This is a genomic window from Streptomyces sp. JLBJ103 (assembly GCF_058215575.1).
On the sequence record NZ_CM177089.1, the window covers coordinates 6,677,579 to 6,700,603 of the forward strand.

General features: G+C 69.6%; 22 protein-coding genes and 3 pseudogenes. 15 read left to right on the plus strand and 10 right to left on the minus strand.

From position 1 onward, the window contains the following. Nucleotides 1–75 precede the first annotated feature (75 nt). The 4 genes from AC4BEG_RS29530 to AC4BEG_RS29545 all read left to right on the plus strand — a co-directional run bounded on the left by AC4BEG_RS29530 (nucleotide 76) and on the right by AC4BEG_RS29545 (nucleotide 2,465). Nucleotides 76–438: a DUF742 domain-containing protein gene (locus tag AC4BEG_RS29530; protein WP_490707248.1), complete on the plus strand. Its 363-nt coding sequence runs from the start codon at nucleotides 76–78 to the stop codon at nucleotides 436–438. Continuing rightward, on the plus strand, nucleotides 425–1,006 hold the full coding sequence (locus tag AC4BEG_RS29535; RefSeq protein WP_490702743.1) for a GTP-binding protein: 582 nt from the start codon (nucleotides 425–427) through the stop codon (nucleotides 1,004–1,006). Before AC4BEG_RS29530 ends, AC4BEG_RS29535 begins: the two co-directional genes overlap by 14 nt. 93 nt (nucleotides 1,007–1,099) lie before the next feature. Beyond that, entirely contained in the window at nucleotides 1,100–1,534 is a 435-nt protein-coding gene (locus AC4BEG_RS29540; protein WP_490702744.1) for an ATP-binding protein, read from the plus strand. Then, nucleotides 1,476–2,465, plus strand: a complete 990-nt coding sequence (locus tag AC4BEG_RS29545; RefSeq protein WP_490702745.1) for a hypothetical protein — start codon at nucleotides 1,476–1,478, stop codon at nucleotides 2,463–2,465. The genes AC4BEG_RS29540 and AC4BEG_RS29545 overlap by 59 nt, the downstream gene beginning before the upstream one ends. Nucleotides 2,466–2,695: 230 nt before the next feature. On the opposite strand, the gene AC4BEG_RS29550 is transcribed toward AC4BEG_RS29545, so the two are convergent. After that, complete coding sequence (locus tag AC4BEG_RS29550) at nucleotides 2,696–2,995, minus strand: putative quinol monooxygenase (protein WP_490702746.1); 300 nt, start codon at nucleotides 2,993–2,995, stop codon at nucleotides 2,696–2,698. 167 nt (nucleotides 2,996–3,162) lie between these two features. Between AC4BEG_RS29550 and AC4BEG_RS29555 the strand changes: the two are divergent. Together AC4BEG_RS29555 and AC4BEG_RS29560 are read left to right on the plus strand one after the other, a co-directional pair. Next, nucleotides 3,163–4,038: pseudogene (locus AC4BEG_RS29555) on the plus strand (helix-turn-helix domain-containing protein). Between the two features lie 647 nt (nucleotides 4,039–4,685). Then, nucleotides 4,686–4,802: pseudogene (locus AC4BEG_RS29560) on the plus strand (DNA-binding response regulator); the annotation flags it as partial. A gap of 130 nt (nucleotides 4,803–4,932) precedes the next feature. Here AC4BEG_RS29560 and AC4BEG_RS29565 read toward each other — a convergent pair. Together AC4BEG_RS29565 and AC4BEG_RS29570 are read right to left on the minus strand one after the other, a co-directional pair. Further along, nucleotides 4,933–5,748 carry a S1 family peptidase gene (locus tag AC4BEG_RS29565; protein ID WP_490702747.1) on the minus strand — a complete coding sequence of 272 codons (816 nt, stop codon included), beginning with the start codon at nucleotides 5,746–5,748 and terminating at the stop codon, nucleotides 4,933–4,935. Further along, complete coding sequence (locus tag AC4BEG_RS29570) at nucleotides 5,745–6,542, minus strand: S1 family peptidase (protein ID WP_490702748.1); 798 nt, start codon at nucleotides 6,540–6,542, stop codon at nucleotides 5,745–5,747. The genes AC4BEG_RS29565 and AC4BEG_RS29570 overlap by 4 nt, the downstream gene beginning before the upstream one ends. Before the next feature lie 295 nt (nucleotides 6,543–6,837). Between AC4BEG_RS29570 and AC4BEG_RS29575 the strand changes: the two genes are divergently transcribed. Further along, on the plus strand, nucleotides 6,838–7,116 hold the full coding sequence (locus AC4BEG_RS29575) for a hypothetical protein (protein WP_490702749.1): 279 nt from the start codon (nucleotides 6,838–6,840) through the stop codon (nucleotides 7,114–7,116). 369 nt (nucleotides 7,117–7,485) lie between these two features. On the opposite strand, the gene AC4BEG_RS29580 is transcribed toward AC4BEG_RS29575, so the two are convergent. Then, nucleotides 7,486–7,986 (minus strand): hypothetical protein, encoded by a 501-nt coding sequence (locus AC4BEG_RS29580; RefSeq protein ID WP_490702750.1) that lies wholly within the window; start codon nucleotides 7,984–7,986, stop codon nucleotides 7,486–7,488. Between the two features lie 317 nt (nucleotides 7,987–8,303). On the opposite strand from AC4BEG_RS29580, the gene AC4BEG_RS29585 reads away from it, so the two are divergent. After that, nucleotides 8,304–9,434 (plus strand): hypothetical protein, encoded by a 1,131-nt coding sequence (locus tag AC4BEG_RS29585; RefSeq protein WP_490702751.1) that lies wholly within the window; start codon nucleotides 8,304–8,306, stop codon nucleotides 9,432–9,434. 262 nt (nucleotides 9,435–9,696) lie between these two features. Here AC4BEG_RS29585 and AC4BEG_RS29590 read toward each other — a convergent pair whose 3' ends face one another. After that, nucleotides 9,697–9,987, minus strand: a complete 291-nt coding sequence (locus AC4BEG_RS29590; RefSeq protein WP_490702752.1) for a hypothetical protein — start codon at nucleotides 9,985–9,987, stop codon at nucleotides 9,697–9,699. A 30-nt stretch (nucleotides 9,988–10,017) separates the two neighbouring features. Here AC4BEG_RS29590 and AC4BEG_RS29595 point away from each other — a divergent pair, with 30 nt between their 5' ends. The 7 genes from AC4BEG_RS29595 to AC4BEG_RS29625 all read left to right on the plus strand — a co-directional run bounded on the left by AC4BEG_RS29595 (nucleotide 10,018) and on the right by AC4BEG_RS29625 (nucleotide 14,800). Next, the gene (locus AC4BEG_RS29595) at nucleotides 10,018–10,404 is read left to right on the plus strand and encodes a hypothetical protein (RefSeq protein WP_490702753.1); all 387 of its coding nucleotides are present in this window, start codon (nucleotides 10,018–10,020) and stop codon (nucleotides 10,402–10,404) included. A gap of 33 nt (nucleotides 10,405–10,437) precedes the next feature. After that, nucleotides 10,438–10,785, plus strand: a complete 348-nt coding sequence (locus AC4BEG_RS29600) for a hypothetical protein (RefSeq protein ID WP_490702754.1) — start codon at nucleotides 10,438–10,440, stop codon at nucleotides 10,783–10,785. Then, nucleotides 10,782–11,189 carry a hypothetical protein gene (locus AC4BEG_RS29605; RefSeq protein WP_490702755.1) on the plus strand — a complete coding sequence of 136 codons (408 nt, stop codon included), beginning with the start codon at nucleotides 10,782–10,784 and terminating at the stop codon, nucleotides 11,187–11,189. Before AC4BEG_RS29600 ends, AC4BEG_RS29605 begins: the two co-directional genes overlap by 4 nt. A gap of 256 nt (nucleotides 11,190–11,445) precedes the next feature. Then, nucleotides 11,446–11,850, plus strand: coding sequence for a PepSY domain-containing protein (locus AC4BEG_RS29610; RefSeq protein WP_490702756.1), 405 nt, complete (start codon nucleotides 11,446–11,448; stop codon nucleotides 11,848–11,850). Between the two features lie 52 nt (nucleotides 11,851–11,902). Continuing rightward, nucleotides 11,903–12,457: a hypothetical protein gene (locus AC4BEG_RS29615; RefSeq protein WP_490702757.1), complete on the plus strand. Its 555-nt coding sequence runs from the start codon at nucleotides 11,903–11,905 to the stop codon at nucleotides 12,455–12,457. 196 nt (nucleotides 12,458–12,653) lie between these two features. Further along, nucleotides 12,654–13,388, plus strand: a complete 735-nt coding sequence (locus AC4BEG_RS29620; protein WP_490707249.1) for a response regulator transcription factor — start codon at nucleotides 12,654–12,656, stop codon at nucleotides 13,386–13,388. Next, nucleotides 13,385–14,800 carry a sensor histidine kinase gene (locus tag AC4BEG_RS29625; RefSeq protein WP_490702758.1) on the plus strand — a complete coding sequence of 472 codons (1,416 nt, stop codon included), beginning with the start codon at nucleotides 13,385–13,387 and terminating at the stop codon, nucleotides 14,798–14,800. Before AC4BEG_RS29620 ends, AC4BEG_RS29625 begins: the two co-directional genes overlap by 4 nt. 94 nt (nucleotides 14,801–14,894) lie before the next feature. Here AC4BEG_RS29625 and AC4BEG_RS29630 read toward each other — a convergent pair whose 3' ends face one another. The 5 genes and pseudogenes from AC4BEG_RS29630 to AC4BEG_RS29650 all read right to left on the minus strand — a co-directional run bounded on the left by AC4BEG_RS29630 (nucleotide 14,895) and on the right by AC4BEG_RS29650 (nucleotide 23,018). Then, on the minus strand, nucleotides 14,895–15,395 hold the full coding sequence (locus AC4BEG_RS29630) for a transposase (RefSeq protein ID WP_490707250.1): 501 nt from the start codon (nucleotides 15,393–15,395) through the stop codon (nucleotides 14,895–14,897). 271 nt (nucleotides 15,396–15,666) lie between these two features. Then, nucleotides 15,667–16,353 (minus strand): annotated as a pseudogene (locus AC4BEG_RS29635) (IS701 family transposase); the annotation flags it as partial. Between the two features lie 344 nt (nucleotides 16,354–16,697). Continuing rightward, nucleotides 16,698–17,501, minus strand: coding sequence for an SMI1/KNR4 family protein (locus AC4BEG_RS29640; protein ID WP_490702759.1), 804 nt, complete (start codon nucleotides 17,499–17,501; stop codon nucleotides 16,698–16,700). Between the two features lie 526 nt (nucleotides 17,502–18,027). Beyond that, complete coding sequence (locus tag AC4BEG_RS29645) at nucleotides 18,028–18,927, minus strand: SAM-dependent methyltransferase (protein ID WP_490702760.1); 900 nt, start codon at nucleotides 18,925–18,927, stop codon at nucleotides 18,028–18,030. Between the two features lie 29 nt (nucleotides 18,928–18,956). Then, a complete protein-coding gene (locus AC4BEG_RS29650; protein WP_490702761.1) occupies nucleotides 18,957–23,018 on the minus strand; it encodes a type I polyketide synthase in 4,062 nt (1,353 codons plus the stop codon). Nucleotides 23,019–23,025: the final 7 nt, after the last annotated feature.

Here is a 23,025-nt window from a genome sequence, read left to right on the forward strand (position 1 = left end):
GAGGTGCGGGCCGGGCCTCCGTCGGGCTGGAGATCCACAGCTGACGGCCGGTACGAGGTGAGCGAGACCGACCCGGTGAGCGGATACGGTCGCCTGGTGCGGCTGTTCGCCCTCACCGGTGGCAGGACACGGCCCAGCCAGGATGTCTTCACCCTGATCACCCTGGTGAACGCGGTGGAACACCCCCCGGTCACGGTGGGCAGCGCTCTCCAGCCCGAACACCTGCGCATCCTGCGCCTGTGTCCCCGACCCACCGCCGTCGCGGAGATCGCCGCTCAGATGGATCTTCCGGTTTCGGTGGTCACGATCATGCTCTGCGACCTGTTGGAAGCAGGCAGGATCACCGCCCGCCCGCCCGTCCAGGCGGCCCCCGACCCGACCGGCAGCCCGCAGATCGCACTGCTGCAGAAAGTGAGGGACGGTCTTGCCCGCCTCTGACACCGCCCCCGACGCAGTCAAGATCCTCATCTCCGGAGGCTTCGGCGTTGGCAAAACCACCACGGTCGCCTCAGTCAGCGAGATCGTTCCGCTGCGCACCGAGGAAGTGCTGACCACGGCAGGCCTCAGCGTGGACGACCTCGCCGGCCTCGAGAGGAAGACGACCACCACGGTCGCGTTGGACTTCGGGCGTATCACTCTCACCTCCGACCTGGTTCTCTACCTCTTCGGTACTCCAGGCCAGCAACGCTTCTGGTTCATGTGGAACGACCTCGCCGTCGGAGCCCTGGGCGGCGTGGTCCTGGTCGACACCCGACGCCTGGAATCCAGCTTCGCCGCGATCGACTTCTTCGAAAGGCGCGGCATCCCGTTCGTGGTGGCCGTCAACTGCTTCGGTGGCCGCCAGCCCTACACCGCCGACCAGATCCGCGGGGCGCTGGCCCTGCGCCCGGACACCCGCCTGTGCATGTTCGACGCCCGCGACCGCTCCTCCTGCCGCGACGTCCTGATAGCGCTGGTGGACCATGCGATCACCACCGCCACCACCTCGACGGCATCACGCTCATGAGCCGTCCGATGGCTGCTGGGACGCGGACCGCGAGCGCGGCGACGAGCCGCCGCCGGAAAGTTCCGGCGGAGGAGCATGCGCGGAGGTGAGGGCATGGCCCGTCCCGGGGGAGAACTCGTCGGCCGGAAGGACGAGACGGCGGAACTGGCCGGTCTGGCGGTGTCCGCGATGGCCGGTGAGGGGCAGACGGCGTTCGTGATCGGAGAGGCCGGGCTGGGCAAGACGGCCTTGCTGGAGGCAGCGGCTGTGAACGCCGGCCTCGTGGGGATGGAGGTGCTGTGCGGGACGGCGCAGGAGGTGACACGGCAGCAACCGTTCGCCCTGGTCGCGGCCTGCCTGGGAGTGGACGCGGCGTCGGCCGACACGTTCCGGGCACGGGTTGCCAGGATCCTGCGTGGCGATGCCCGGTACGGAGTCCCGGGTGCGATGGGTGGGGTGCGCGAGGCGGACTTCAGCAGCGTACGAGGCAATGCTCGGCCTGGTCGACGAGTTGTGTGCGCGGGGGCCGTTGGCCCTGTTCCTCGATGACCTCCAGTGGGCCGACTCGGCGAGTCTGCTGGTGCTGGACCGGCTGATGCGGTCGGTGCACCAGCTACTGCTTCTGGTCGTCGGCGCCTGCCTACCGGTTCCCAGGGTCCCGGAAGTGGAGCAGCTCTCCCGGAGTCTGGGCGTTCGCAACCGCACCGTGCTGAGGCTGGCAGGGCTGAGCGCGCCGGCGGTGGGGGCGCTGATGACGGATCTTTGCGGCGCCCAGGCCGGTCCGCGACTGAGGCGCATGGCCGAGGGAGCGGCGGGAAACCCGCTGTATGTCTCGGAGTTGGTGGCGGCCCTGCTGCGCGATGAGGCGATCGGGATTCGCGACGGGGTCGCCGAGATCGCCGCCGGCACGCCCCTGCCGCCGCTGACCACCCTGATCACCCACCGGCTGCGCCACCTCCGCGACGAGGTCCTCCAGACGTTACGCGTCGCCTCCGTGCTGGACACCAGCTTCACCATCACCGATCTCGCGGCCCTGCTGGGCACACCGGTGCACACACTGCTCGGGGCCGTCGTCGAAGCCGAGGCCGCCGGAGTGCTGCGGGATACCGGTGATCGGCTGGCCTTCCGGCATGACCTCGTCCGGCATGCCCTCTACGATGCCGTGCCGGGCTCGGCGCGCGCCCTGCTGCACCTGAGAGCCGCCCAGGCCCTTGCGGGCGCCGGGGCGGCACCCGAACGGACAGCGGCTCACCTGCTCGACGCGGCATCGCCGGGCGGCCCGCGTCTGGCCTCAGCGAAGCCGGCGAGCCATGAGGCCGATGCCGTCCGGGTCGTAGGCCGGGACCCCGCCGATCTGCCGCAGCGTGGCATCCAGGCAGGCCGCGATGGTGGGCAGGGCCTCGTCGAAGACCCGTATGACGACCCGGAAGCGAGACCAGACCGGCCACGCACACCACAACGACGTCTACGACGTCCCTGAATCGGCCGCCGCCCGGTAGCTGCCGGCGAGGTCATACGCCTCCAGGATGTCCATGCTCTCCTTGCCGTTCTTCACGCTGGTGGACGGCCTCCACCGCCTTGCCCCTCGTCCGCGCCCTACTCCAGGTCCCGACTCCTGGTCCCGGCGAGCGGGCTCACAACCCGTGAGGCCGTCCACCCGCGACGTTCGCTGGTGGACGGCCTCACGGGCGGCCCGCCGGCGCGGGGGTCTCAGGCAGGGACGTCGGTCAGACGGCGCAGGGTGAACGGCTCGGCGAGGATCTCGTCCAGGACCTGGGCGACGTGCGTGAAGTGCGGCAGCGAGAAGTGGTGGTCCAGAGCCGCGCTGCTGGTCCACTCCTCAACGATGATCATGCGGTCGGTGCGGCTGGGGTCGGCGAACGGCTGGTAACCGAGGCAGCCCTCCTCCGCCAGGGACGGCGCGATCACCGCGTCCAACTCGTCGCGCAGACGCTGCTCCTGCCCCGGCTTGGCGACGAAGCCGGCAACGATCGTGAGCGTGTTCGACATGGGGTGACTCCTGGTCTGGTGAGGTTGGTGCTGTTGTTCGCCGGCGAACGATGTCCATCCTGCGCACCCGCGCCAGGTCCACCCAGAGCTCCGCCCAACCCGGGTCCGCCCTGCCTGGGTCTGGCAGGACCAGGCACAACCGCGCGGCCCTGGCCGACACTGGAAGCATGGATCGTGCACAGCAGCTCAGCGAGTTCCTCAAGACCCGACGCGCCCGCCTGCGGCCCGAAGACGTCGGCGCGGGCAACTTCGGTGGCCAGCGGCGCGTGCCGGGGCCTGCGTCGTGAGGAACTGGCCCTGCTGGCGGGGTGAGCGTGGACTACTACACCCGCCTGGAACAGGGCCGGGCCCGCAACGTGTCCCCCGACGGCCTGGAGGCCGTCGCCGGGGCGCTCCGTCTCGATGCCGACGAGCGCGCCCACCTGCACAACCTCGCCAAGCCCACCAGTGCCCGCAAGCGCCCGGCCCGCCCGCAAAGGGTCGGCCCCGAGATGCGCCAGGCGCTCCAGGCCCTCGCCGCTGTCCCCGCCTACATCATCGGACGCCGACTGGACATCCTGGCCTGGAACGATCTGGCCCGGACCCTGATCGCCGACTTCCCCGCCCTGCCCGCGGCCGAGCGGAACATGGCCCGCCTGGTCTTCCTCGACGACGCCGCCACGGACCTCTACCCCGACTGGGAGAGCAAGGCCCGCGACACCGTCTCCAACCTCCGCCTGGATGCCGGCCGTCACCCCGACGACCCGAAGCTGGCCACCCTGGTCGGTGAACTCTCCCTGGGCAGTGCCGACTTCCGCCGTCTGTGGGCCGACCACAACGTCCACGGCAAGACCCGCGGCCGCAAGCGGTTCAACCATCCTCAGCTCGGTGAACTCGCTCTCGACTACGTCGCCATGCGGGCCCCCGACGACCCCGACATGACCATGATGATCTACAGTGCACCACCCGATTCCGAAGCGGCCACCACCCTCCAGCTACTAGCCAGCCTCACCACACCACCCGTTCCGGAAACGGCGGACGCTCCAGCGAAGAGCACCCTCTGAACCGAGCCGCAACGCCCCCCGGCACCACAAAGGCGCGCTCCCGCCTGGCCGGCTTCGCGCCGGCTCCGGTACAGGGCCTGGGCAGCAGGCCGTACGGGCTTGTGCCCGGTGAAGTGCCGGCTGCGACCACGGTCCTGGCGCCGGGCCTGGTCGGCACCGCGGTGGGCAGCGGGACCGGCTGCGCGGGACACCGGCACCGACGCGCCGAGGGATGCGACGGGTACCCGTGCGGACATTGTGGCGCTGGTGGCGGAGTCGCGTGGCGTGGGTGTTCCGGTCGCGTTCTCGTGAGAGGGCGAGGATCTGGATACGCGGCCGGCGCGGGTGCGGCGGGCGGTGCACCGGGTGGTGCGTGAGGCGCTGACCAACGTCCACCGGTACGTGGCAGGGGCCCATGAGACCGTCGCCGTGACGCATTCCCGGGGAACGGGTGGAGGTCCGGGTACGCAACGGCGCCCCGCCCGTCCCGCCCGCCGCCACCTCTGGGCTCGGCTCCGGGCCGGGGCTGACTTGCCCGCGGGAGCGGGTGGCGCTGCTCGGCCGCACCGTGGAGGCGGGTGCGACGCCGGGCGGCGGGTTCCGCGTGATGGCGGACATCCCGCAGACCCCGCTGCTGGGTTGGGGGCGGAGGACGTGGCGGACGCGGCACCTTCGGCGCCGACGAGAACGTCCTGCGGGCTCTGGCGGCCGTCGCCACCGGCTTCCTGCTCAAGGACGAAGGCCCGCAGGAACTGATCAGCGCGGCCCGCGCGGCGAGAGCGGGCCACTATCGACGTTGGCACGGATGGGGCGGCCCGGTGCCCGGAAGCGGCCCCGCCCGCCCCTGTGTGCCCGGGAGGACGTGCGTTGCGGCGGGCGGGGACGCCCGGTTCGCCGGATGTCCGCTGTCTGTGTCTACTGCCGGAGCCGGTCGGCGATCTCGTCGGAGTAGGCCGAGACCTGGGTGTAGACGCCGGGTGTGGGTGTGGAGGCGTTGTCGGGTGACAGGTGGCTGACGATCCCGATCAGCTTTCCGCCCGCGACGAGTGGACCACCGCTGTCGCCTTCGGCGTGGTGGGCGCCGGTGACCTGATCGTTGGCGCAGGCGTGCATCCTGGGGTGATAGTCGCCCCACGGGTTGAGCCGTCGGCACGTCCTGTCCGACAGGACGCGCAGGTCCGCCGAGCGCAGCACGTTCGCCTCGCGGCCTTCCTCGTCCAGCACGCCCCACCCGTAGACCCGTGCGTGGGTACCCGGGCGGTACAGGTCGGTATCGGTGGGGGTGGCTATCGGCAGCGGTGTGTACGTCGCCGGCATGGGTTTGTCGAGGGTGAGGACGGCGATGTCGTTCTCCAGGTGGCGGCCGAACCGCGGGTGGATCCAGACCTTGGTCACCTTGCGCAGGGTGCCATCGTGGCGGCGGAGGTCGGTGCGGCCCGCGACGGCCCCCAGATCGGTGGGCACCTCGTCGGCCACGCAGTGGGCGGCGGTGACGACCTTCGTCGCCGTGACCAGGGTGCCGCCGCAGAACTGCCCCGAACGCGGGTAGGTGTCGGTCTGCCGCCACAGGTTGATCGCGACGGTCCAGGGTGCCCGCACCGTATTCGTCTTCTGCCCACCGACGATGGCGTGCGCGGCGGGAGCCGGCAGCCCGGCGAGTCCGAGGACGACGGCCGCCATGAGACAGGCGGCCAGGGCGGGCAGGCGTGCGTACGTGAGTCGTCGGGTCACTTGGGCCGCCCTTCCTCTCCGGCTATCTGGCTTTGGAGGAGCGCGTAGTAGGAGGCGGTCTTGTTGGCGACGCCCGGGTAGAGGCGGTCGGTGCAGCTGCCGCCGCCGCTGATGACGCCGACGAGGCGCCCGCCCGCGACGACCGGTCCTCCGCTGTCCCCGTGGCAGGCGTTGACGCCGCCGGCCGGGTAGCCCAGGCACATCGTGTAGCGCTTGTCGTAGCGGCGGCTGCCGTACGCGGTGACACACTGCTCGTCGCCCCGGTTGGGCACCAGCGCCGTCTGCAACGGCGGCACGCGGTCGTCACCCTCGCGGCCGGTCGTGGAGCCCCAGCCCAGGACCCTGTTGGGCGTGCCTTCCTCGTACAGCTTCTGCTGCGCGGGGGTGGCGAGCGGCAAAGTCCGGTATCTCATCGGGGCGTTGAGGGTGAGGACAGCGATGTCGTGCGTATACGTGGCCCTGCTCCCCTCGGTGTTGGCCTTGGGGTGGATCCATAGTTTCGTGACCTTGCGGACCGTGCCCTCGCCGGTGCGCCGGAGGTCTTCCCGTCCGCCGACCACGCGAACATCGCTGATGGTGGTCTGCTTCACGCAGTGGGAGGCGGTCAGCACTTTGTTCGGTGCGACGAGCGTGCCGGCGCATTCCGGCGTCTTCACGTCGTCCGACGACGTCAGGGCGACCGTCCAGGGGTACTTCGTGATGTCGGCCCGGTCTCCGCCGACGACCGCTGCGGCGGGCGGGGCGGTTGAGGCGACCAGCGCTGCCCCGACCAACGCTGCGCCTATCAGGGACATTTGGCGTATTCTCGCTGTGTTCATCGCTCCTCCGTGGCGATCGAACAATGTCACCCGTGAAGAGGCCGTGCACCGCCGCAGGGTTGTCTGCGAACTGGCTACTGCGAGCCGCCCCGCGCAGCCTCGATCAGCGGGCCGGCCGGGCAGAGGGTGTCGTCGCCCGGTTCCGGTGCCGGTTCCGCCATGAGGAACACCGGGGTGCCGGGCGGGAACCGATCGGCGGTCCGCGTGTTCAGGGGCGCGAGGTCCGCGGGTGCCAGGACCGCTCAGCGCCCCGGGACGGAACATGCCTGGGGTGTCCGCGTCGAGCGCGACGATCCGGGCCGCGTCGAAGGGGACACCGTTTGCCTGGAAGGCCCCGGCGACCCCGGCGAGTGTCGCCTCGCTGCCGGGCGGGCTGGTGTCGATGGCGACCTGCGGGCCGTTGCACTCGAACACGAACCCCGGTGTGAGCAGTCCGGGCCGGTCCTGGTCGGCCGCGACGATCCGGGCCGGCGTGCAGTTGAACGCCGCCGCCGGCGCGGTGGCCGACGGCGAGTGCTCGCAGACGCCGTCGCGGCCCTCGACGGTGTAGCGGACCGTCGTCGACGTGGTAGCCGGCGAAGACGTACCTGGGGGAGGCGATGCAGGAGGGCGGCCAGCAGTGCGCGGTCTGGCCAGGTCACCCTCGGTTTGTCGGTCTGTCTCCGCAGCACGGCGAGTTGGTGGCGTAGCGCCAGGATCTCGGCCTCTTTGTCGTGCTCACTCTTTGACAGGAGTCGTATCAGGGTGAACATGCTCGTCAAGGTCAGATGGAGCAGTCACAGCAGCACTCCACCATGCTGGTGTGGGGAGGCGAGGTCTGCAAGGGGGGCGTGGTACCCGTCGTGACCAGCACGGATGAAGTTTCTGGCACGTACACCGTTCGAGGCCGGACGATAAAGAACAAAGCTCAGGATGGACTTCACAGCACAGTCACCCTGCGCCGGTAGTACGCGAGCGTCGTGGTCGCCAGGAGGGGCGCCCAGGCCAGCAGCGGAGAGTAGCAAACCACGAGGAGCACTTGCTGGGCTGGCGTCTGCGTGACACGCCCAATCAGCCCTGCCGCCTGGGTACAGGTGAACCAGCCCCCGATCGCGCACAGCACCGCCGCCCCGAGCAACGCTGGTATTACCGCCGCGAGTGTACGCACGCGCCGTCCGCCGATGAGCGGGAGCCAGCGGGGTGCGACCTCGCCCCAAGGCCGCACCAATCCGAGTGTGAGCAGGGCGAGACCTTCGGTTATCAAGGTCAGCGAGATGGCCACCACCACCTCGCGACCGTTCCGGCCCAACTGCTCGGCCACCGGGAGCCCGGCAACCTGGGCGATCCGCCACAGGCCGGACGGCAAGGTGATAAGTGGCACCGTATGGGCGGCTAGGACAGCCCAACGCGGAACATTGGGCAGCGCGTCGATCTTCAACATGCGTTCCATCGTGCTCACGCGGAGATGCCCGCACATCAGCACGCAGGATGACGAGCTCCCCCATACGAGGGGCACCCCGCTACGACGTCGGCAGGACCGTCAAACGCGAACTTACTATCGCCGCATTTCAAGCGACCAGAAGATAAAGAACAAGGTCAGTGCGTGTTTCTCATCCTCCGCGGCCTCCAGCCTCTCGGTCTGTACCTGGCGCCCGATGATCCAAGCCATCTGACTAGGTCCGGAATTCTCGGCTCCTGTCGGCACCCTCCCGTAGGCGGTACGGTGGGTGGCCCTTCGAATGCGAACGGGGAGTTGACGTGTGGGGAGACAAAGGCCGTACGGCAAGGGCGTTATGGGGCGGCGGTCTCGCGCTGCTGCTGGCCGTGGTGCTCGCGGGCTGCGGGGACGGCGGCGGGCAGTCCGAAGGCCCGACCGGCTCGGCGACGGGTGCGTCCAAGGGATCGGCGTCCGGTGCGTCGGGCGGTTCCAGGACCGGGCTGCTCTACCGGGACAAGAAAGTCTCGCTGAGCAATGTCCAGGCGATCAAGAACGGATGCCCGTCCGACTTCAACTTCTACGTGGAGTTCACGGACAGCGGGCCGCGCGTCCTCGGGCCCCATGAGTCTAACCCGCGCCTGAACGACGACGGGGACCAGACGGACGAGGGCAGGCCGCCTGTCCTGTCATGGGAGCCTCCCTGCTCCTGGGACAACGAGGTGCTGGACTTCGACGACGTGCCCGTCGCCAAGGTCGCCGCGGACGCCGGGGACCTCGACCAGGCGGGCTGCCAGGATGCCGCACGGGCAGCGGTCGGCAACGGCACGCACGTCGACCGCTACAAGACCCGGGCCCTGGCGGCGGGGGACCGGTTCTGCGAGGACTTCGCCGCGGGCGGCCGCGTGGTCCTCCTGCGCGTGGTGAAGGTGAGTGGATCCCCCGTCGGGGAGCTGACATTGTCGGCGACCCTGTGGGCCGGGCCGGCGAAGACCGAGGGCGCGCCGGCGCAGCCCGGTGACAAGGTCTATGAGAACCAGCCCGTCACGGTGTCCGACGAGGTGGCCAAGGCGCGCGGCTGCGTCCTCGGCAGCGTTGGGCTCGGTTCGGACATGCCGGTCGTTACGTACAGGAGCAGACTGAACGGCGGCGGGGGAGACATCGAGTACTCCCCGAGCTGTCTGGGAAGCCCGAAAATGTGGTTCCGCGGATACGTGGCCCGGGTGGAGGGCACCGCCGATGTGGACCTCACCGCTTGCCAGGACGCCGCGGCGCGCGGCGAGAGCAACGAACTCGAGGTACCGGTCTCCGAACTGCGGACCGGGGACCGGTTGTGCAGGTTCGACAGTCTCGACAAGGACGTCGCTCTGCTGAAGGTGACCTCCGTAACCGCCAAGCGCCCCGCCTCGGTGACCTTCTCGGTCACCCGCTGGAAAGCTCCCGAACCGTCGTAGCAGCGGCCCAGGGCGGCCTGCCACCGGCAAGCCGCCCCCCGCTCAGCCCCCACAGGCGGCTGCACTCCATCCGCAGATGCCGGGGCTCCTTTGCGTATACGCGCGCCTGCGCGTGGACCGCCGCGCAAGCTGTGCGGAACCCGTCGATAAGTTTGATTCACATGCCCGGTACGGCACCGAGGAACATCGCTGCGGCCGTAGCACGCAGCGCGTCAAGCTCGGCCAGCGCCTCGGCAAGCTCCTTGCGGGCGCGGTGACGAGTTCAGTCTTGAGGACTTCCAACTGGACGACATAGCGTCACGCCCAGCGGCCACAGGTGACGGGTGCGGCGGGTCCACCGCAGCAGCAGGTCGGGGCGGGCATCGGCGATCGCGAAGACCCTGTGGGTGCCGATTATTAGTTCAAGACCGCCGTCGACGAGGACGGCAACCACCTCTCTGCCGGTGTCGAGCGGGACGTCCCCTGGGTCGCCATCGCCCTCGTCGTCGCGGCCGTCCGAGTACTGGAGCAAATCGTCCCCGAAGGGGAGCTGCTCTTCGCCAGCGACTACCACCGCGGTGCCATCCGTCACCGTGGCAAGGCCATGGGCAGCGACGGGATACGCGAACGCATCAGCGACTTCATCGCCTGGGCCTACCAGGAAGCCGCCCGCCACGGCCTCACCCGTGAAGTCATCCCCGCGGACCCCGCCGGGCCGGTCACTGCGGTGCGCTTCCGCCGTTCCCTGGCCTGGCACATCGCCCGCCGACCCGGCGGCCTCGTCGCTCTCGCGATTCAGTACGGCCACTTGCGGACGGTCCTCGACACCGACGTCGCCGGCGGCTACGGCACTCGCTCCCGCCGCGGCATCCACGACCTCATCGACATCGAGACCGCCCTGAGCACCGCCGAGACCGCGGCCGACCTGAACGAGCGCTACAGCCAAGGGGAAGGCGTCTCCGGTCCCGCCGCCCGCCAGGCCCCGCACTAGGCGAGCACCACCCGGCGTTTCGAAGGCACCACCGTGAAGGCCGACTTCGCCCGCAAGTACCTCGCCCGCGACGGGACCGTCCTCTACGACAACCCCCATGCCCTGCTGCTGTGCCGCTACAAACGCGACCTGGCGCTGTGCGAGCGGCCCGCCGACAGCACCACGCCGGCCCTGGACCGCTGTGTCACCGGCTGCGCCAACACCGTCCGCACCGATCACCACGCCCAGCAGCTCCGCGACCGGGCCGACAGCCTCGCCCGTCAGGCACTCCACCTGCTCCGGCCGATCGCCGACCGCTTCCTCACTACGGCCAGTCAGCTGCGCAACCTCGCCGACACCCACTACCGCACCCGCATCACCTGCCAGGAGCCCAGAACGTGAGCCCAGCGCCCGACGAACGCGACCGGATCCGCGCCGCTATTCAGCGCATCCTCATCGGCCGTCCCGAACACTCCAACGGCGCGCTGACCCTGGTCGCCCTCGCCCTCGAGGCCCAGGTTCCCCGCAACGCCCTCACCCAGCGCCACCCCGATCTGCGCAACGAGTTCTACACACACGTCCGGGAACGAGGCGGCATCCCCGACACCGAGGCCCGCCTGCGCGCGCAGATCGTCAACCTGAAGCAGACCACCGCCAACAAGAACGAGGAACTCACCCGACTGCGCGAGGACGTCCCCGCACTCGTACGAGCGCTCAACCAGCTCACCGCCGAGAACGAAGGACTACGCCAGCAACTGCGGCCGCCGTCGCCCCGCGTCGTTCCGCTGCGCCCGACGGCGAGGTAGCACCGCCCGCGCCATGCGGTGCTGGCATGTGCCTCCTGGTGCTGCGGCGCGCTGCGGGCCGCACGGTGAGCTTGCGCCCCTGGCAACCGGTTGTGACCTGCTGTTTTGTGACTGCGGCAAAAGATTGGCGGTTTGCTGGTCTGTTGCTGTCGATTGCTGGCCGTGCTCTGGAGAGCGAGTTTCTAGAGTCGTGTGCGTCCCTCGGTGATCCAGCCACACGGACCACCGCACCCCGCAATCCTTCTGGAGATTCCTGATGCGTGCTCTGCCTCGTCGTGCCCTGCTCGCCGCCCCTGCCGCCGTCATGATGTTCGCGCTGGTCGCCTGTGGAGGGTCCGACTCCGGCTCCGGCAGCTCGAAGGCCGCGGACACCCAGCAGTCGGCGCAAAACGCCGGGGACGCCCAGGCGGGCCAGGCCGAGGACGAGGCCGGTGAGGAGAAGGAGACGCCGCTGACCGGTGAAGTCAAGCAGAAGGCTGAGGCGGCGGCGCTGGCCAAGTACCCGGGCACGGTCGTGAAGTCCGAGGAAGACAGGGAGAAGCCCGGCATGCTCGCGGTGGAGGTCAAGAAGTCGGACGGCACGTCGGTCGAGGTCTACCTGGACAAGAGCTACAACGTCACCGGCACCAAGCAGGAGGGCACCGAGGAGAACGAGGGCTGACGGCCCTGCCGTTGGCTGGCCCGTCTCGCGAACAGGAGCAGGAGTCGTGCCGGTGGATCCCAGGCGTTCACAGCCGGCCTCGCAGCCGGAAGTTGCCGAGACGGCGGTCTTCGACCCACTGCCCGCGGATGCCGGGCCAGCTGGTTACGGGGACCGCAACGCGGCGGACTCCTTCGACTATCCCGCGCCGGCCGCAGCCCAGGACTGGGCGGCGGGTGAGCCGCCCGCGCGGGCCACGGATCTGGCGGACAGCGCCACGGGCGTGTGGCAGCAGGTGGCAGCCAGGCGTAAGCCGGTCCTTCTGATGGCTACGGTCCTGCTGATCACAGGCGGCTTCGGGCTGGCGCTGTCGATGGTCAGCGACACGGTTTCCTCCAGCCCGTCACCCGGTCCCGCTTCCGAGCCCGGCCAGGTCTCCGCCTCGCAGCCGGTGACACCGTCCGCGCCGCCGACCAGTGCCGTGCCGCCGACGGACAGCGGCGCGGGGACGGGCACCGCTGCGCCGCAGACCAGTGCACCCGTCACCGGAGATCGCCAGGACGACGAGCCGGAGGACAACGGGCGCGAGGACCGACGCGAGGACGGCGACCGCTCCGACGACGGCTGACACCCCCACCATCTTCCGTCGTCGACCGCTGTCCCGCTGCTGCCGTCCGGCCGATCACAAGCCCCGCGTTGAATCGGCCGGACGGCCCCTTTTCATCTGCTCCGTCAGATCTGTCGCATCGTCCGTTTCCTCTGGTCCCAGGCGGGTTGTGATGAACGCTCCGGCTCCTGCTGCACGGCTGTGCGAGCCTGTCGCCATGAGGCTGCTGTTGATAGAAGACGACGACCGGATCGCCGGGCCCCTCACCGAAGGGCTCGGCCGGTACGGGTTCACCGTCGACCGGGTACGCACCGGCGCAGCCGGCCTCGCCGACACCGTTCAGGCTCCCGATTTGGTCCTGCTCGATCTCGGGCTGCCGGACATGGACGGTCTGGACGTGTGCCGCACGCTGCGCGCCCGGTCCGCGATCCCCATCATCATGATCACTGCCCGGGGTGAGGAAGCCGACCGGGTCGTCGGACTCGAACTGGGCGCGGACGACTACCTCGCCAAGCCGTTCGGCGTGCGGGAGTTGGTGGCCCGTATCCGGGCGGTCACGCGTCGTACCGGCGCGCGGCAGACGTTGCCCCAGGCAGCGCATGCTCCGGTATCCGAGGAGGCGCCGGCAGCCGCGGTGCAGCGGCTGGGTCCCTTGGAGATCGACCGCCGTACCCGGCAGGTCCGCCTGAAGGGCCACGATATCGCGCTGTCCCCGCGGGAGTTCGACCTGCTCGTCTACCTCGCCGACGATCCCGGCGCCGTGCATTCCCGCCAGCAGATCATGGACACAGTGTGGGACCCGCACTTCTTCGGCCCCACCAAGACCCTCGACGCGCACGTCGCGGCACTGCGCCGCAAGCTGGGCGATCCCGCCTGGATCATCACCGCGCGCGGCGTGGGCTTCCGCCTCACCGTTCCCGGTGAGGCGAGGCCGGCCGAGGGGGCGTCGTGACCCGGCGCCTGATACTCAGCTACCTCGCGCTGGCGCTGCTGGTACTGCTGGGGCTGGAAATCCCACTCGGCTACCTCTACGCCCGCGGGGAGGAATCCCGGTTCTCCCAGAGCGTCGAACGCGACGCCTCGATGCTGGCCGAAGTCGCCGAGGAGAACATCGAGAAGGGCAACCTGACGGCCCTACCGGAACTGGCCAGAGAGTACGCCGAGGACAACACCGGCGCCCGTGTCGTGATCGTCGACCGCACCGGCCAGGTGCTCACCGACTCCGCCGGCACCACCGTCACCGGGACCACGCTGGCCGGCGAGCCGGACATCGCCGCCGCCCTGCGCAACCAGACCACCGTTGCCACCCGCGCCGGCACCGACGGTGGTGACGTTCTGGCGGCAACGATGCCGGGCTCCTCCGGCACCACCATCCGCGGCGCGTTGCGGATGACCTACCCGATGACCATGGTCACCGACCGGGAACACCGCATATGGGCCGCCCTCGCCCTGGTCGGCGCGTGCGTCCTGGCCGCTGTGGCGCTCGTGGCGTTCACTCTGGCCCGCTGGATTACCCAGCCCCTGCGCACCCTGGAACGCGCCACCACCCAACTCGCCGCCGGCCGTCTGGACAACCCGCCCGACGCCAGCAGCGGACCGCCCGAACTGCGCCGCCTGGCCGCCGCGTTCACCCATACCGCCACCCGCCTGCAGCACCTGCTCCAAGCCCAGCACGGCTTCGCCTCCGAAGCCTCCCACCAGCTCAAGACCCCGCTGACCTCGCTGCGGCTGCGCCTGGAGAACTTCGAGCCCTACCTCGACCCCCGCGCCCATCCCAGCCTGGAAGAGACCATCGGGGAGGTCGAACGCCTCAGCCGCATGGTCCACGGCCTGCTCGCCCTGGCCCGCCTGGAAAACACCGCCACCACCCCCGAACCCGTCGACGCGGACGCCGTCCTCGCAGAGCGGGCGGCCATGTGGGAGCCACTCGCCGCCGAGCAATATGTCACCATCATGGTCTCCGGACCGGCAGCCGGCCGGGTGTGGGCGATCCCCGGAGCACTGGAGCAGATCATCGACAACCTGGTCGCCAACGCGCTGCGAGTCTCCCCACCAGGCATGACCGTCACCCTCGCCCGCGCCCCCGGCACCGATCTCCACGTCATCGACCAGGGCCCCGGCATGCCGGAGGCTGACCAGGAGCGGGCCTTCGACCGCTTTTGGCGCGCCTCCGACTCCCATCACGACGGCACAGGCCTGGGCCTGCCCATCGTCCGCCACCTCGTGCACGCCTCCGGTGGAAAGATCACCCTGCGGGCGGCCCCCGGCGGCGGTCTGGACGCCCACGTCCGGCTGCGCCCCGTCGGCCGGGAACGCCGCTTCCAGGCGACCGCCATATCAGGTGCGGCAGGCCGAGGGCGGTGATCACCAATCCGGAGTGCCGTACCGATGGATCGTCCCTTCTTCTGGAGGCCCCACGCTGTTGAAGCCGCGGCCGCTGTCCTGACTGACGACTACTTCAACACGCTGACTTGCCAAGGAAGACCAGTCGGCGGAGGTTGAGGGCGGCTGCTCGGGTGTGGAGCCATGTGTTGTCGGCGATGGTTCCGCGGTAGCGCAGGCGGTGGTTGCCGTGGTGGACGAGCCAGGCGACGGCGTGTTCGATAGGTGGCCGCCAGCGCCGGTAGTCAGGCCGCAGCGGGGCGGGTTTGAGGAACAGCCGGTGACCTGCGTGGTCGAGGCTGTGGCGGGCGTCGCCGGTGGAGTAGGCGGTGTCGCCGAAGACGTCCAGTGGGCTGTTGTCATCGGCGAGCAGGTCCAGGCCGACGGCTGCCTCGTGATGCTCGGGTCGGCCCCGGGCGTGAGGGCGACAGCGGTGTATAACCGGTCTCCGGCTCGATCGCGAGGTGGGCTTTGTACCCGTCCTGCCGGCGTGCGCGGGTTTTGTGGACGTCCCGGGATTCGGGATCGACGGTGGAGACCATCCGGTCGTAGGCGGTGACCCGGGGCGATGCGCCAGCGCACGGCACGGCCGTCGGAGTCCTCGGCCTCGGCCGCCCGTTCACCGACGGATACGGAACATCTCCACCGGAAACAGCACACCACGATGCTCGGCCAGAAACGCGCACCCGGGATCAACTCCCCGCAGGTCTCCAACACATCCGGCCCGACCGTCTCCCCGGTACATTCCCCCATCACCACACCAAACAGTCTGGCCCCACCGCTCACGTGGCAGGGCCAGAACCCAAGATCTTCATGAGCCTTCTAATACTCCAGTGCGGCTTCGTGAGCTATCCGCTGGGTGCGTCTGCGAGCCGTCGTCGGTAGTGGCTTCGCCGGGCCATGGCCTGGTGGAGTCTGCGCCGGTTTGACCAGTGCAGCAGTCTGGTTGGGGACGTTGGTGGGGTGAACGAGGCTGCGAGTAGGTGGCGGATCTCCGGGACGGTCAGGTGTATCGGCTCGTGGCTGCGTTCGGGGCGGTTCGGATCGTCGGGCCGGGTCGGGGCCGTGGTGGCGGCGATGGCGGTCAGGAAGGCCAGGGCGAGCATGGCGAGCGTGATGTGACGGTGCCAGGCGGTCCAGCTGCGGACCTGGTAGTGGTCGAGGCCGCCCTGTCCCTTGGCGGCCTGGGAACACTCCTCGACGCACCAGCGGGTGCCGGCCACGCGGATCAGTTCCGACAAGACTGCTGGGGCGGGTGACCGGCACAGGTAGAAGGCGAGTTCGCGGGTGGCCCGGTTGCGGCGGACCAGCAGGTGGCGGTGGTCGCCGGTCCCGGTCTGTCTCCAGGCCCAGTCGTAGTAGCGCGGGCCTTTCGCTCCGGCTCCGGCGCTTTGCCGGTGCCAGGACTCCTCGGGCAGGCGGGCGGCGACCGTGTCCGCGCGGACAGGGGTGTGGCCGTGGTTGATCCGTACCTGGGTCGAGCAGGCGACGGCCAGGACGTATCCTTTCTTCAGCGGCTCGTAGAGGGCTGGATCAAGGTGTTTGCGGGATTCGATGTCGCGTCGACGGGTGTGTGCGTATTCGGGGCGGGCCACGGCTTCCCATGCGTGCGTGGCTGCCTCAATGAACTCTGTGGCTGGGTCGACGAGTCGGCTGGAAGCAATCTGGCGCTGCGTGCGCAGCCAATGAGAGTTGTTCAACGTGAATTCGCTGGTCATTGGGCTGGCGTGGGCGGGGGCTGAGGTGCTCGTGCCGGTCGTGGGCGTGATCGGTAGCAGGTGATCATCCGTCGCGTTGCCGGTTCGCTGGAATCGCGATGCCGGGTGTGGAGAGCCTCGTAGGTCCGAGGAGAGCCGGGGCCGTTGGCGGCGGGGTTCGGTCAGCCGCTTTCCCGGTAGTTCATGAACCAGTGGGTGTCGAAATAGCGGGCCATCGTGAATGGGTGGTGCGGGTCGATGAGGATGCGGCAGATGAACTCCGCGGCCTGGCAGTCAAAGGGGACGTCCCCGCCGTCAAAGGACCGGACCACGACGGGCCAACGGTCGGGGTCGTCGCCGTCGGCCCTCCAGCAGTACAGGTCCTCGTGCTCGGTGCCCGCCCAGATGAGCAAACCGTCCTCCCTGAGACGCGTCCACGGCTCCTGGTTCAGGTCCAGGTATCCGTCGAAGGCGCCCTTGCCGAACGTCTCGACCATGCGCTTGTAGTCGCTCGGCAGCGCGGTGCCCAGGCGCGACTCCACCTCCGCCCAGTCCACGTCCGGCCGCTGGGCGGGCTGTGTCCAGCCGGTGATCCGTCTGAGCCGCTCCATCCAGTCGACGTGCTTGTCGTCGTCCGGAGCGACCGCCAAGGGTTCTGGCACGTCCCTGTGAGCGACCACCAACACCGGCCGCTCGGCCCCCTCGGCGTCCCGCGCCGTACCCGTGCCGACCCACTGATCTCCATACGCCCACGCCCGAATCTTTACGGCCCGGTCCTCGAAGGGGGCGAGGAGAGCCGCGCCCCTGGACTCGTCGACCGTCGGATCGGTGAAGCCGTCGAGGACGAGGGTGCGCGGGGCACCGTACCTGTCGGCGAGGAGGTCGGTCAGGTCCTGTGGGTCCAGGTCGCTGGGCAGGTAGATGTAGCCGTCCCCCGGGCCGAGTCGGGCCAGCAGGTCGTTGACGGTCGCTTGCGTGAGCTCCATGGCGGACAGTGAAGCGCACCGCACTGACATTTAGCTTCGACGTTGGCCTTCGGGATCTTCGGGATCTTCGGGGGCTGCGTAGGGTGCGTCGGGTCCGGTTCTTCCGGCACGGCTGGATCACTGACCGAAGCGTGTGCTTGCGGATGACTTCTCAACGTTGATCGACGGCTGGTTGAACCTCCCGACGCACGTGCGTCCCTGTTGGGAACCCGTGGCCGCGGCCAGCGCGGACCGCTGCTACCGAATGTCCGGTCAGCACAGCCCTGCGGAACACGTGCCATGCGGGTCGTGGCGGAGGGTCTGGACGACGGCCAACCTGCCGCTGCACCAGACGGGAACCCTGTTGAGACTGCACCTGGGAATCGACGTTGCCTGCCGGGCCTCGCACCGTGCCACCGAACTCTCAGCCTGGCAGAACGCCGCCAACACCGACCAACGTCAGGTGAACTGGCAGTTCACTACCCACGACGCACGCATCAAACTGCGCCACCTCTCATCGGTGGTCGCGCGCCGGCCAGCAACGCGCTTACGGCATCTTGCGCGCCGTGGCCACCAGGTAGCCGAACTCTGGCAGCGCGGACATCGGATGCACCAGGACCTCGATCAACTGTCGGGCCGCGTCACCGAACTGCTCCTCCAGGGTGCTACGGTGCTCGCTCGCGCCATCGGCCATAATCCGCAGCGTTCGCCTGGTGTGCTCACTGACGTCCAGCAGCTCGTCCAACTCCAGGCCCGCGCCGGTGATCAGGGCCCGGTAGTCGTCGATGCTGGGAAGTTCGACGATGGCGAACTTCGCCTTCGCGTCGTCGAGTATGTCCTGGTACTCCGGCCTGATCGGTTCACGTTGGCACGTGTCCGCGATCACCAGGCGGCCGCCGGGGCGCAGCACACGCCTCATCTCCGCCAGCGCGCGGGAACGCTCCATGTGCAGTAGCGATTCGAACGCCCAGGCCACGTCGAACGAGGCGTCCGGATAGGGCAGCGCCATCGCGTCGGCATGATCGAACCGGACGCGATGGGACAGGCCCGCCACCGCGGCGCGGGCGTTGGCCTCCTGTGCCTGTCCCGAGTTGATCGTGACGCCGGTGATGTCCGCCTCGACCGTACCGGCCAGGCGGAGCGCGGGCGTGCCGATACCGCAGCCGACATCGAGCATCCGCTGGCCGGGCCGCAGCCCCAGATGCTCGATGAGCAGGTCGGTGAGCCGATCTGTAGCGACGTCCACGGAACTGTCGTCCTCGTCGGAAAGCCAGTATCCGTAGTGGAAGTTCTCACCCCAGAAACGCAGGAACATATGGGTGAACACGTCGTAGAAGTCCGATACCAACTCCGGCTGGGTATCCATTTTGTCAGTCATGTCCTTCTTCTCTATGGCGTGATCAGTCGACACGGACGGGGGGCGGTTCAACTGGCGTGCTTCGATCACGGGGTTTCTTGCATGATCGAGTCGGTGTGTCAGGGATGGGCGGGCCGTCGAGCCAGCCAGCCGCTGATTGCTGAGGCGGTGCTCGCGGCGTGTTCGTCGATCATGCTCAGGTGGGTGCCGGGCACGTCGATGGCGTCGTGGTCGGGACCCCAGTGGACCTGCCAGTGCTCGCCTGTGCGGGGCTGGCCGCCCATCCGTTCGGTGGCGCGCAGCAGCAGTGTCGATACGCCGCCGATGTCGGTTGGTGCCCAGTCGTCGAACAGCTGTAGGTGGTGTGCCATCGCGGTCAGTTCGGCGCCGCGCAGCGGCTGCGTCGCGGTCCATTCGGCGTACGCGTCGCCGAGCAGGTCGACCTGGATCTCGGCCAAACCCGTACTGCCGGGCAGGTGGCTGTCCAGCAGCACGAGTGACTCCGGTGCGGTGTTGAGATCCTTGAGTCGGGCGGCTGCCGCGTGTGCGATCCAGCCGCCGGAGGAGTATCCGACGAGGACGTAGGGGCCGGTCACGTTGCCGAGCACCGTCTCAGCGACCGCAGCCACCAGATCGGTTCGGGTCGGGGGAAGGGACTCGTGGTCGGCGTAGCCCGTCAACGGCAGCACAGCCATGTTGTGCGTCGTGCGCAGCGTGTCGGCCATCCGAGCGTATTGGTAGACATTGGAGGGAGCCATCACGGACGGGATGCAGACCAGGGTCGGGCCCGCGAACCCCTGGGAGAAACTGACTGGTTCCCGCATCTTCGGCGAGCCGGTACCCACGCGCATCCGGGCGGCGACGGCCAACAGCTCCAACCCGTCCTTCACCTGGTTCTGCGCGCAGGCCTGGGCGAAGAGGACCGGCAGCGGATCGGTCGTTGGTGGCGTCGCCCGGCCCGCGCCCGCCGGCGTCGGACGCGCCGGTGCGGCGGCGGGGGCGGCCGGTGGTGTTTCGAGGTCCTCGAGCGCGGCGAAGCAGTCGGCCAGATGTGTGGCGACGGCGTGCGGCGTCGGCCAGTCGATGACCAGTGTGCGGGACAGCTCCAGACCGGTGACGGCCCTCAGGCGCTCGATGAGCCAGGCTGCGGTCAGCGAGTCGAAGCCCAGCTCGGCAAAGCCCCGCTGGGGGTTCACGTCTTCGAGCGCGTCGTAGCCCATCAGCCGCGCCACTTGTTCACGCACTTCGGCGAGCAGGATCCCCGCCCACTCCTGGCGCGGGCGATCGGCCATCTTGCCGCGTACGGAGGGAATCTCGGTGACCGTCTCGGCCGTCACCGCGTCCGGCAGCGGGGCGCCCGTCCCGCCGACGACGCCCTGGTCGGCCAGCAGGCTCGCCCCCGCCGGCAGGTGATCGACCAGCCAGTAGCGGCGGCGCTGGAAGGCGTACGTGGGCAGGTCGAGCTGGGCGGCGCCGGTGCCCGCGTAGACCGCGCGCCAGTCGACCGGCACACCGCGGACGAAAAGGGCAGCCACCGCGTCCAGCAGCGCGGCCGGCTCGGCCCGGCCCTGACGCAGTGTCGGCACGAAGGCCCGCTCTGGTACGCCCGGACCGGCCGGCGGCAGGCAGTCCTGGCCGAGGGCGGCGAGGACCCCGCCCGGCCCGAGCTCCAGGTAGGTGGTGACACCGGCCTCGCTCAGGCGCACGACACCGTCGTGGAACCGCACCGCTGCACGGGCCTGGGCGACCCAGTAGTCCGCCGAACGCATCCGCTCGCCCCGGTCCGCTTCGCCCGGAGCGAGCGGCACGATCGGGATGCGCGGCGCGGCGTACGAGATGCTCTCGATCGCCGATCGGAAGTCGGCCAGGATCGGTTCGATCCACGGTGAGTGGAAAGCGTGGCTCACCCGCAGTTCGCGCGGGTGGAGGCCCTTGTCGGTGAGTCTCGCCATCAGAGTGGTGAGCGTCTTCTCGTCGCCGGAGAGCACCACCGAGGTGGGACCGTTCACCGCGGCGACGGACACGAGGCCGGTCAGCTGATCCAGCATCGGCAGGATGTCTTCTTCGGCCGCACGGACAGCGACCATCGCGCCGCCGGGTGACATGCTCTGCATGAGGCGCGCCCGGGCGGCGACCAACGCGCAAGCGTCCTCGAGTGACAGTATCCCGGCCACGTGCGCGGCAGTGACCTCGCCGATGGAATGCCCCGCGACGAAGTCCGGGCGTACACCCCACGACTCGACGAGCCGGAACAGAGCGGTCTCGACGGCGAAGAGGGCCGGCTGGGCGAATCCGGTGCGGTCGAGCAGGCCCAGCGGGTCGTCCTCGGCGAAGGTCAGGTCACGCAGCGAACGGCCGAGCGGACCGTCCAGGTGCGCGCAGACAGCATCGAACGCCTCGGCGAAGACGGGGTGCTCCGCGTACAACTCGCGGCCCATGCCCAGCTTCTGCGCCCCCTGGCCGGTGAACAGGAAGGCCAGCCGTCCGCGCGCTGTGGTGCCTGTCGTGACCGCGGCATGCGGTGTGCCCCCGGCGAGTGCGCTGAGCCCGGCGAGCAGGTCGTCTCGATCGGCGGCCACGACGACGCCGCGGTTGTTCAGGGCGGCGCGCGTGGTGGCCAGTGAGTATCCGACGTCGGTGAGGTCGGCCGGTTCAGCCCGATTCGTCAGGAAGGTGGCCAGCCGCGCGGCCTGGGCGCGCATCGCGGCCACGGTGCGGCCGGAGACCAACCAGGGAACGGCCGCGAGCGTGCGGTGCGCGACGCCGTCGCCCTCCCGTCCGGCGTTTTCTTCGGGCACCGCCTCGAGAATGACGTGCGCGTTGGTGCCGCCGATGCCGAAGGCGGAAACTGCCGCACGCCGTGGCCGGTCCTCCGGCTCCGGCCACGACCGCGACTCCTGCAGGAGTTCGACGTCGCCGGCCGTCCAGTCGACCTCGGTGGACGGTGGGTCGGCGTGCAGCGTCGGTGCCAACATGCCGTGCCGAAGCGACATCACCGTCTTGATCAGACCGCCCACTCCAGCGGCGGACTGGCTGTGGCCCAGGTTGGACTTGAGCGACCCCAGGAACAGCGGACGACCAGGCTGCCTGTCACGCCCGTACGTGGCCAGCAGCGCCTGGGCCTCGATCGGGTCGCCCAGTGTCGTGCCAGTGCCGTGTGCCTCGACGGCGTCGATGTCGGAGGACTTGAGCCCGGCCGCAGCCAGCGCACGCCGGATCACCCGCTGCTGGGACGGGCCACTCGGCGCGGTCAGCCCGTTCGACGCCCCGTCCTGGTTGATGGCCGAGCCGCGCAGCACCGCCAGGACCGGGTGCCGGTGGCGGCGGGCGTCGGAAAGCCGCTCGACCACGACCATGCCGACGCCCTCGGCCCAGGACGTACCGTCCGCGGCATCGCCGAAGGACTTGCACCGGCCGTCAGGAGCGAGCCCGCGTTGGGTGCTGAACTCGACGAACGAGCCCGGCGTGGCCAACACGGAAACGCCACCGACCAGGGCGAGTGAGCAGTCTCCGGCGCGCAGCGCTCCCGCCGCGAGGTGCAAGGCGGTGAGTGACGAGGAACAACCGGTGTCGAGGGTCACCGCCGGACCCTCCAGCCCCAGAAGGTAGGAGATTCTGCCTGAGATGATGGCTCCTGCCAGGCCGCCGAGCAGGAGCCCTTCGAACCCGGTCGGGTAGCGCGCCAACAGGGCCGCGTAGTCGGTCACACTCGGGCCCACGAACACCCCGGTCTCGCTGCCGTGCAGCGAGTGCGGATCGATCCGAGCCCTTTCGAGGGCCTGCCACGATGTCTCCAACAGCAGTCGCTGCTGTGGATCCATTGCGGTGGCCTCACGGGGCGAGATGCCCCAGAACTGCGCGTCGAAGTCCGCGACGTCGGTCAGGAAGCCGCCCTGCTGGGTGTAGCTGGTGCCCGGGTGATTCGGGTCGGGGTCGTAGAGCGAGTCGAGGTCCCAGCCCCGATCGCGGGGAAACGGGGTGATCGCGTCCCGCCCGGTGATCGCCAGCTCCCACAGATCTTCCGGTGAGCGCACTCCGCCCGGATAGCGGCAGGCCATGCCGACGATCGCGATCGGCTCGCCGACCCGCCGCTCAAGCTCCTCCGACCGCTTGCGGGCCCGCACGAGGTCTGCCGTGACCAGATTCAGGTAGCGCCGCAGTTTGTGCTCGTTGTCGTCCATCTGCTCC

Coding starts and splice junctions, on each gene's coding strand:
- AC4BEG_RS29540 (WP_490702744.1), top strand. CDS start 1,100: ATGGCCCGTCCCGGGGGAGAACTCGTCGGCCGGAAGGACGAGACGGCG.
- AC4BEG_RS29545 (WP_490702745.1), top strand. CDS start 1,476: ATGCTCGGCCTGGTCGACGAGTTGTGTGCGCGGGGGCCGTTGGCCCTG.
- AC4BEG_RS29550 (WP_490702746.1), bottom strand. CDS start 2,995: ATGTCGAACACGCTCACGATCGTTGCCGGCTTCGTCGCCAAGCCGGGG.
- AC4BEG_RS29570 (WP_490702748.1), bottom strand. CDS start 6,542: ATGTCCCTGATAGGCGCAGCGTTGGTCGGGGCAGCGCTGGTCGCCTCA.
- AC4BEG_RS29580 (WP_490702750.1), bottom strand. CDS start 7,986: ATGTTGAAGATCGACGCGCTGCCCAATGTTCCGCGTTGGGCTGTCCTA.
- AC4BEG_RS29595 (WP_490702753.1), top strand. CDS start 10,018: ATGGGCAGCGACGGGATACGCGAACGCATCAGCGACTTCATCGCCTGG.
- AC4BEG_RS29610 (WP_490702756.1), top strand. CDS start 11,446: ATGCGTGCTCTGCCTCGTCGTGCCCTGCTCGCCGCCCCTGCCGCCGTC.
- AC4BEG_RS29620 (WP_490707249.1), top strand. CDS start 12,654: ATGAGGCTGCTGTTGATAGAAGACGACGACCGGATCGCCGGGCCCCTC.
- AC4BEG_RS29640 (WP_490702759.1), bottom strand. CDS start 17,501: ATGGAGCTCACGCAAGCGACCGTCAACGACCTGCTGGCCCGACTCGGC.
- AC4BEG_RS29650 (WP_490702761.1), bottom strand. CDS start 23,018: ATGGACGACAACGAGCACAAACTGCGGCGCTACCTGAATCTGGTCACG.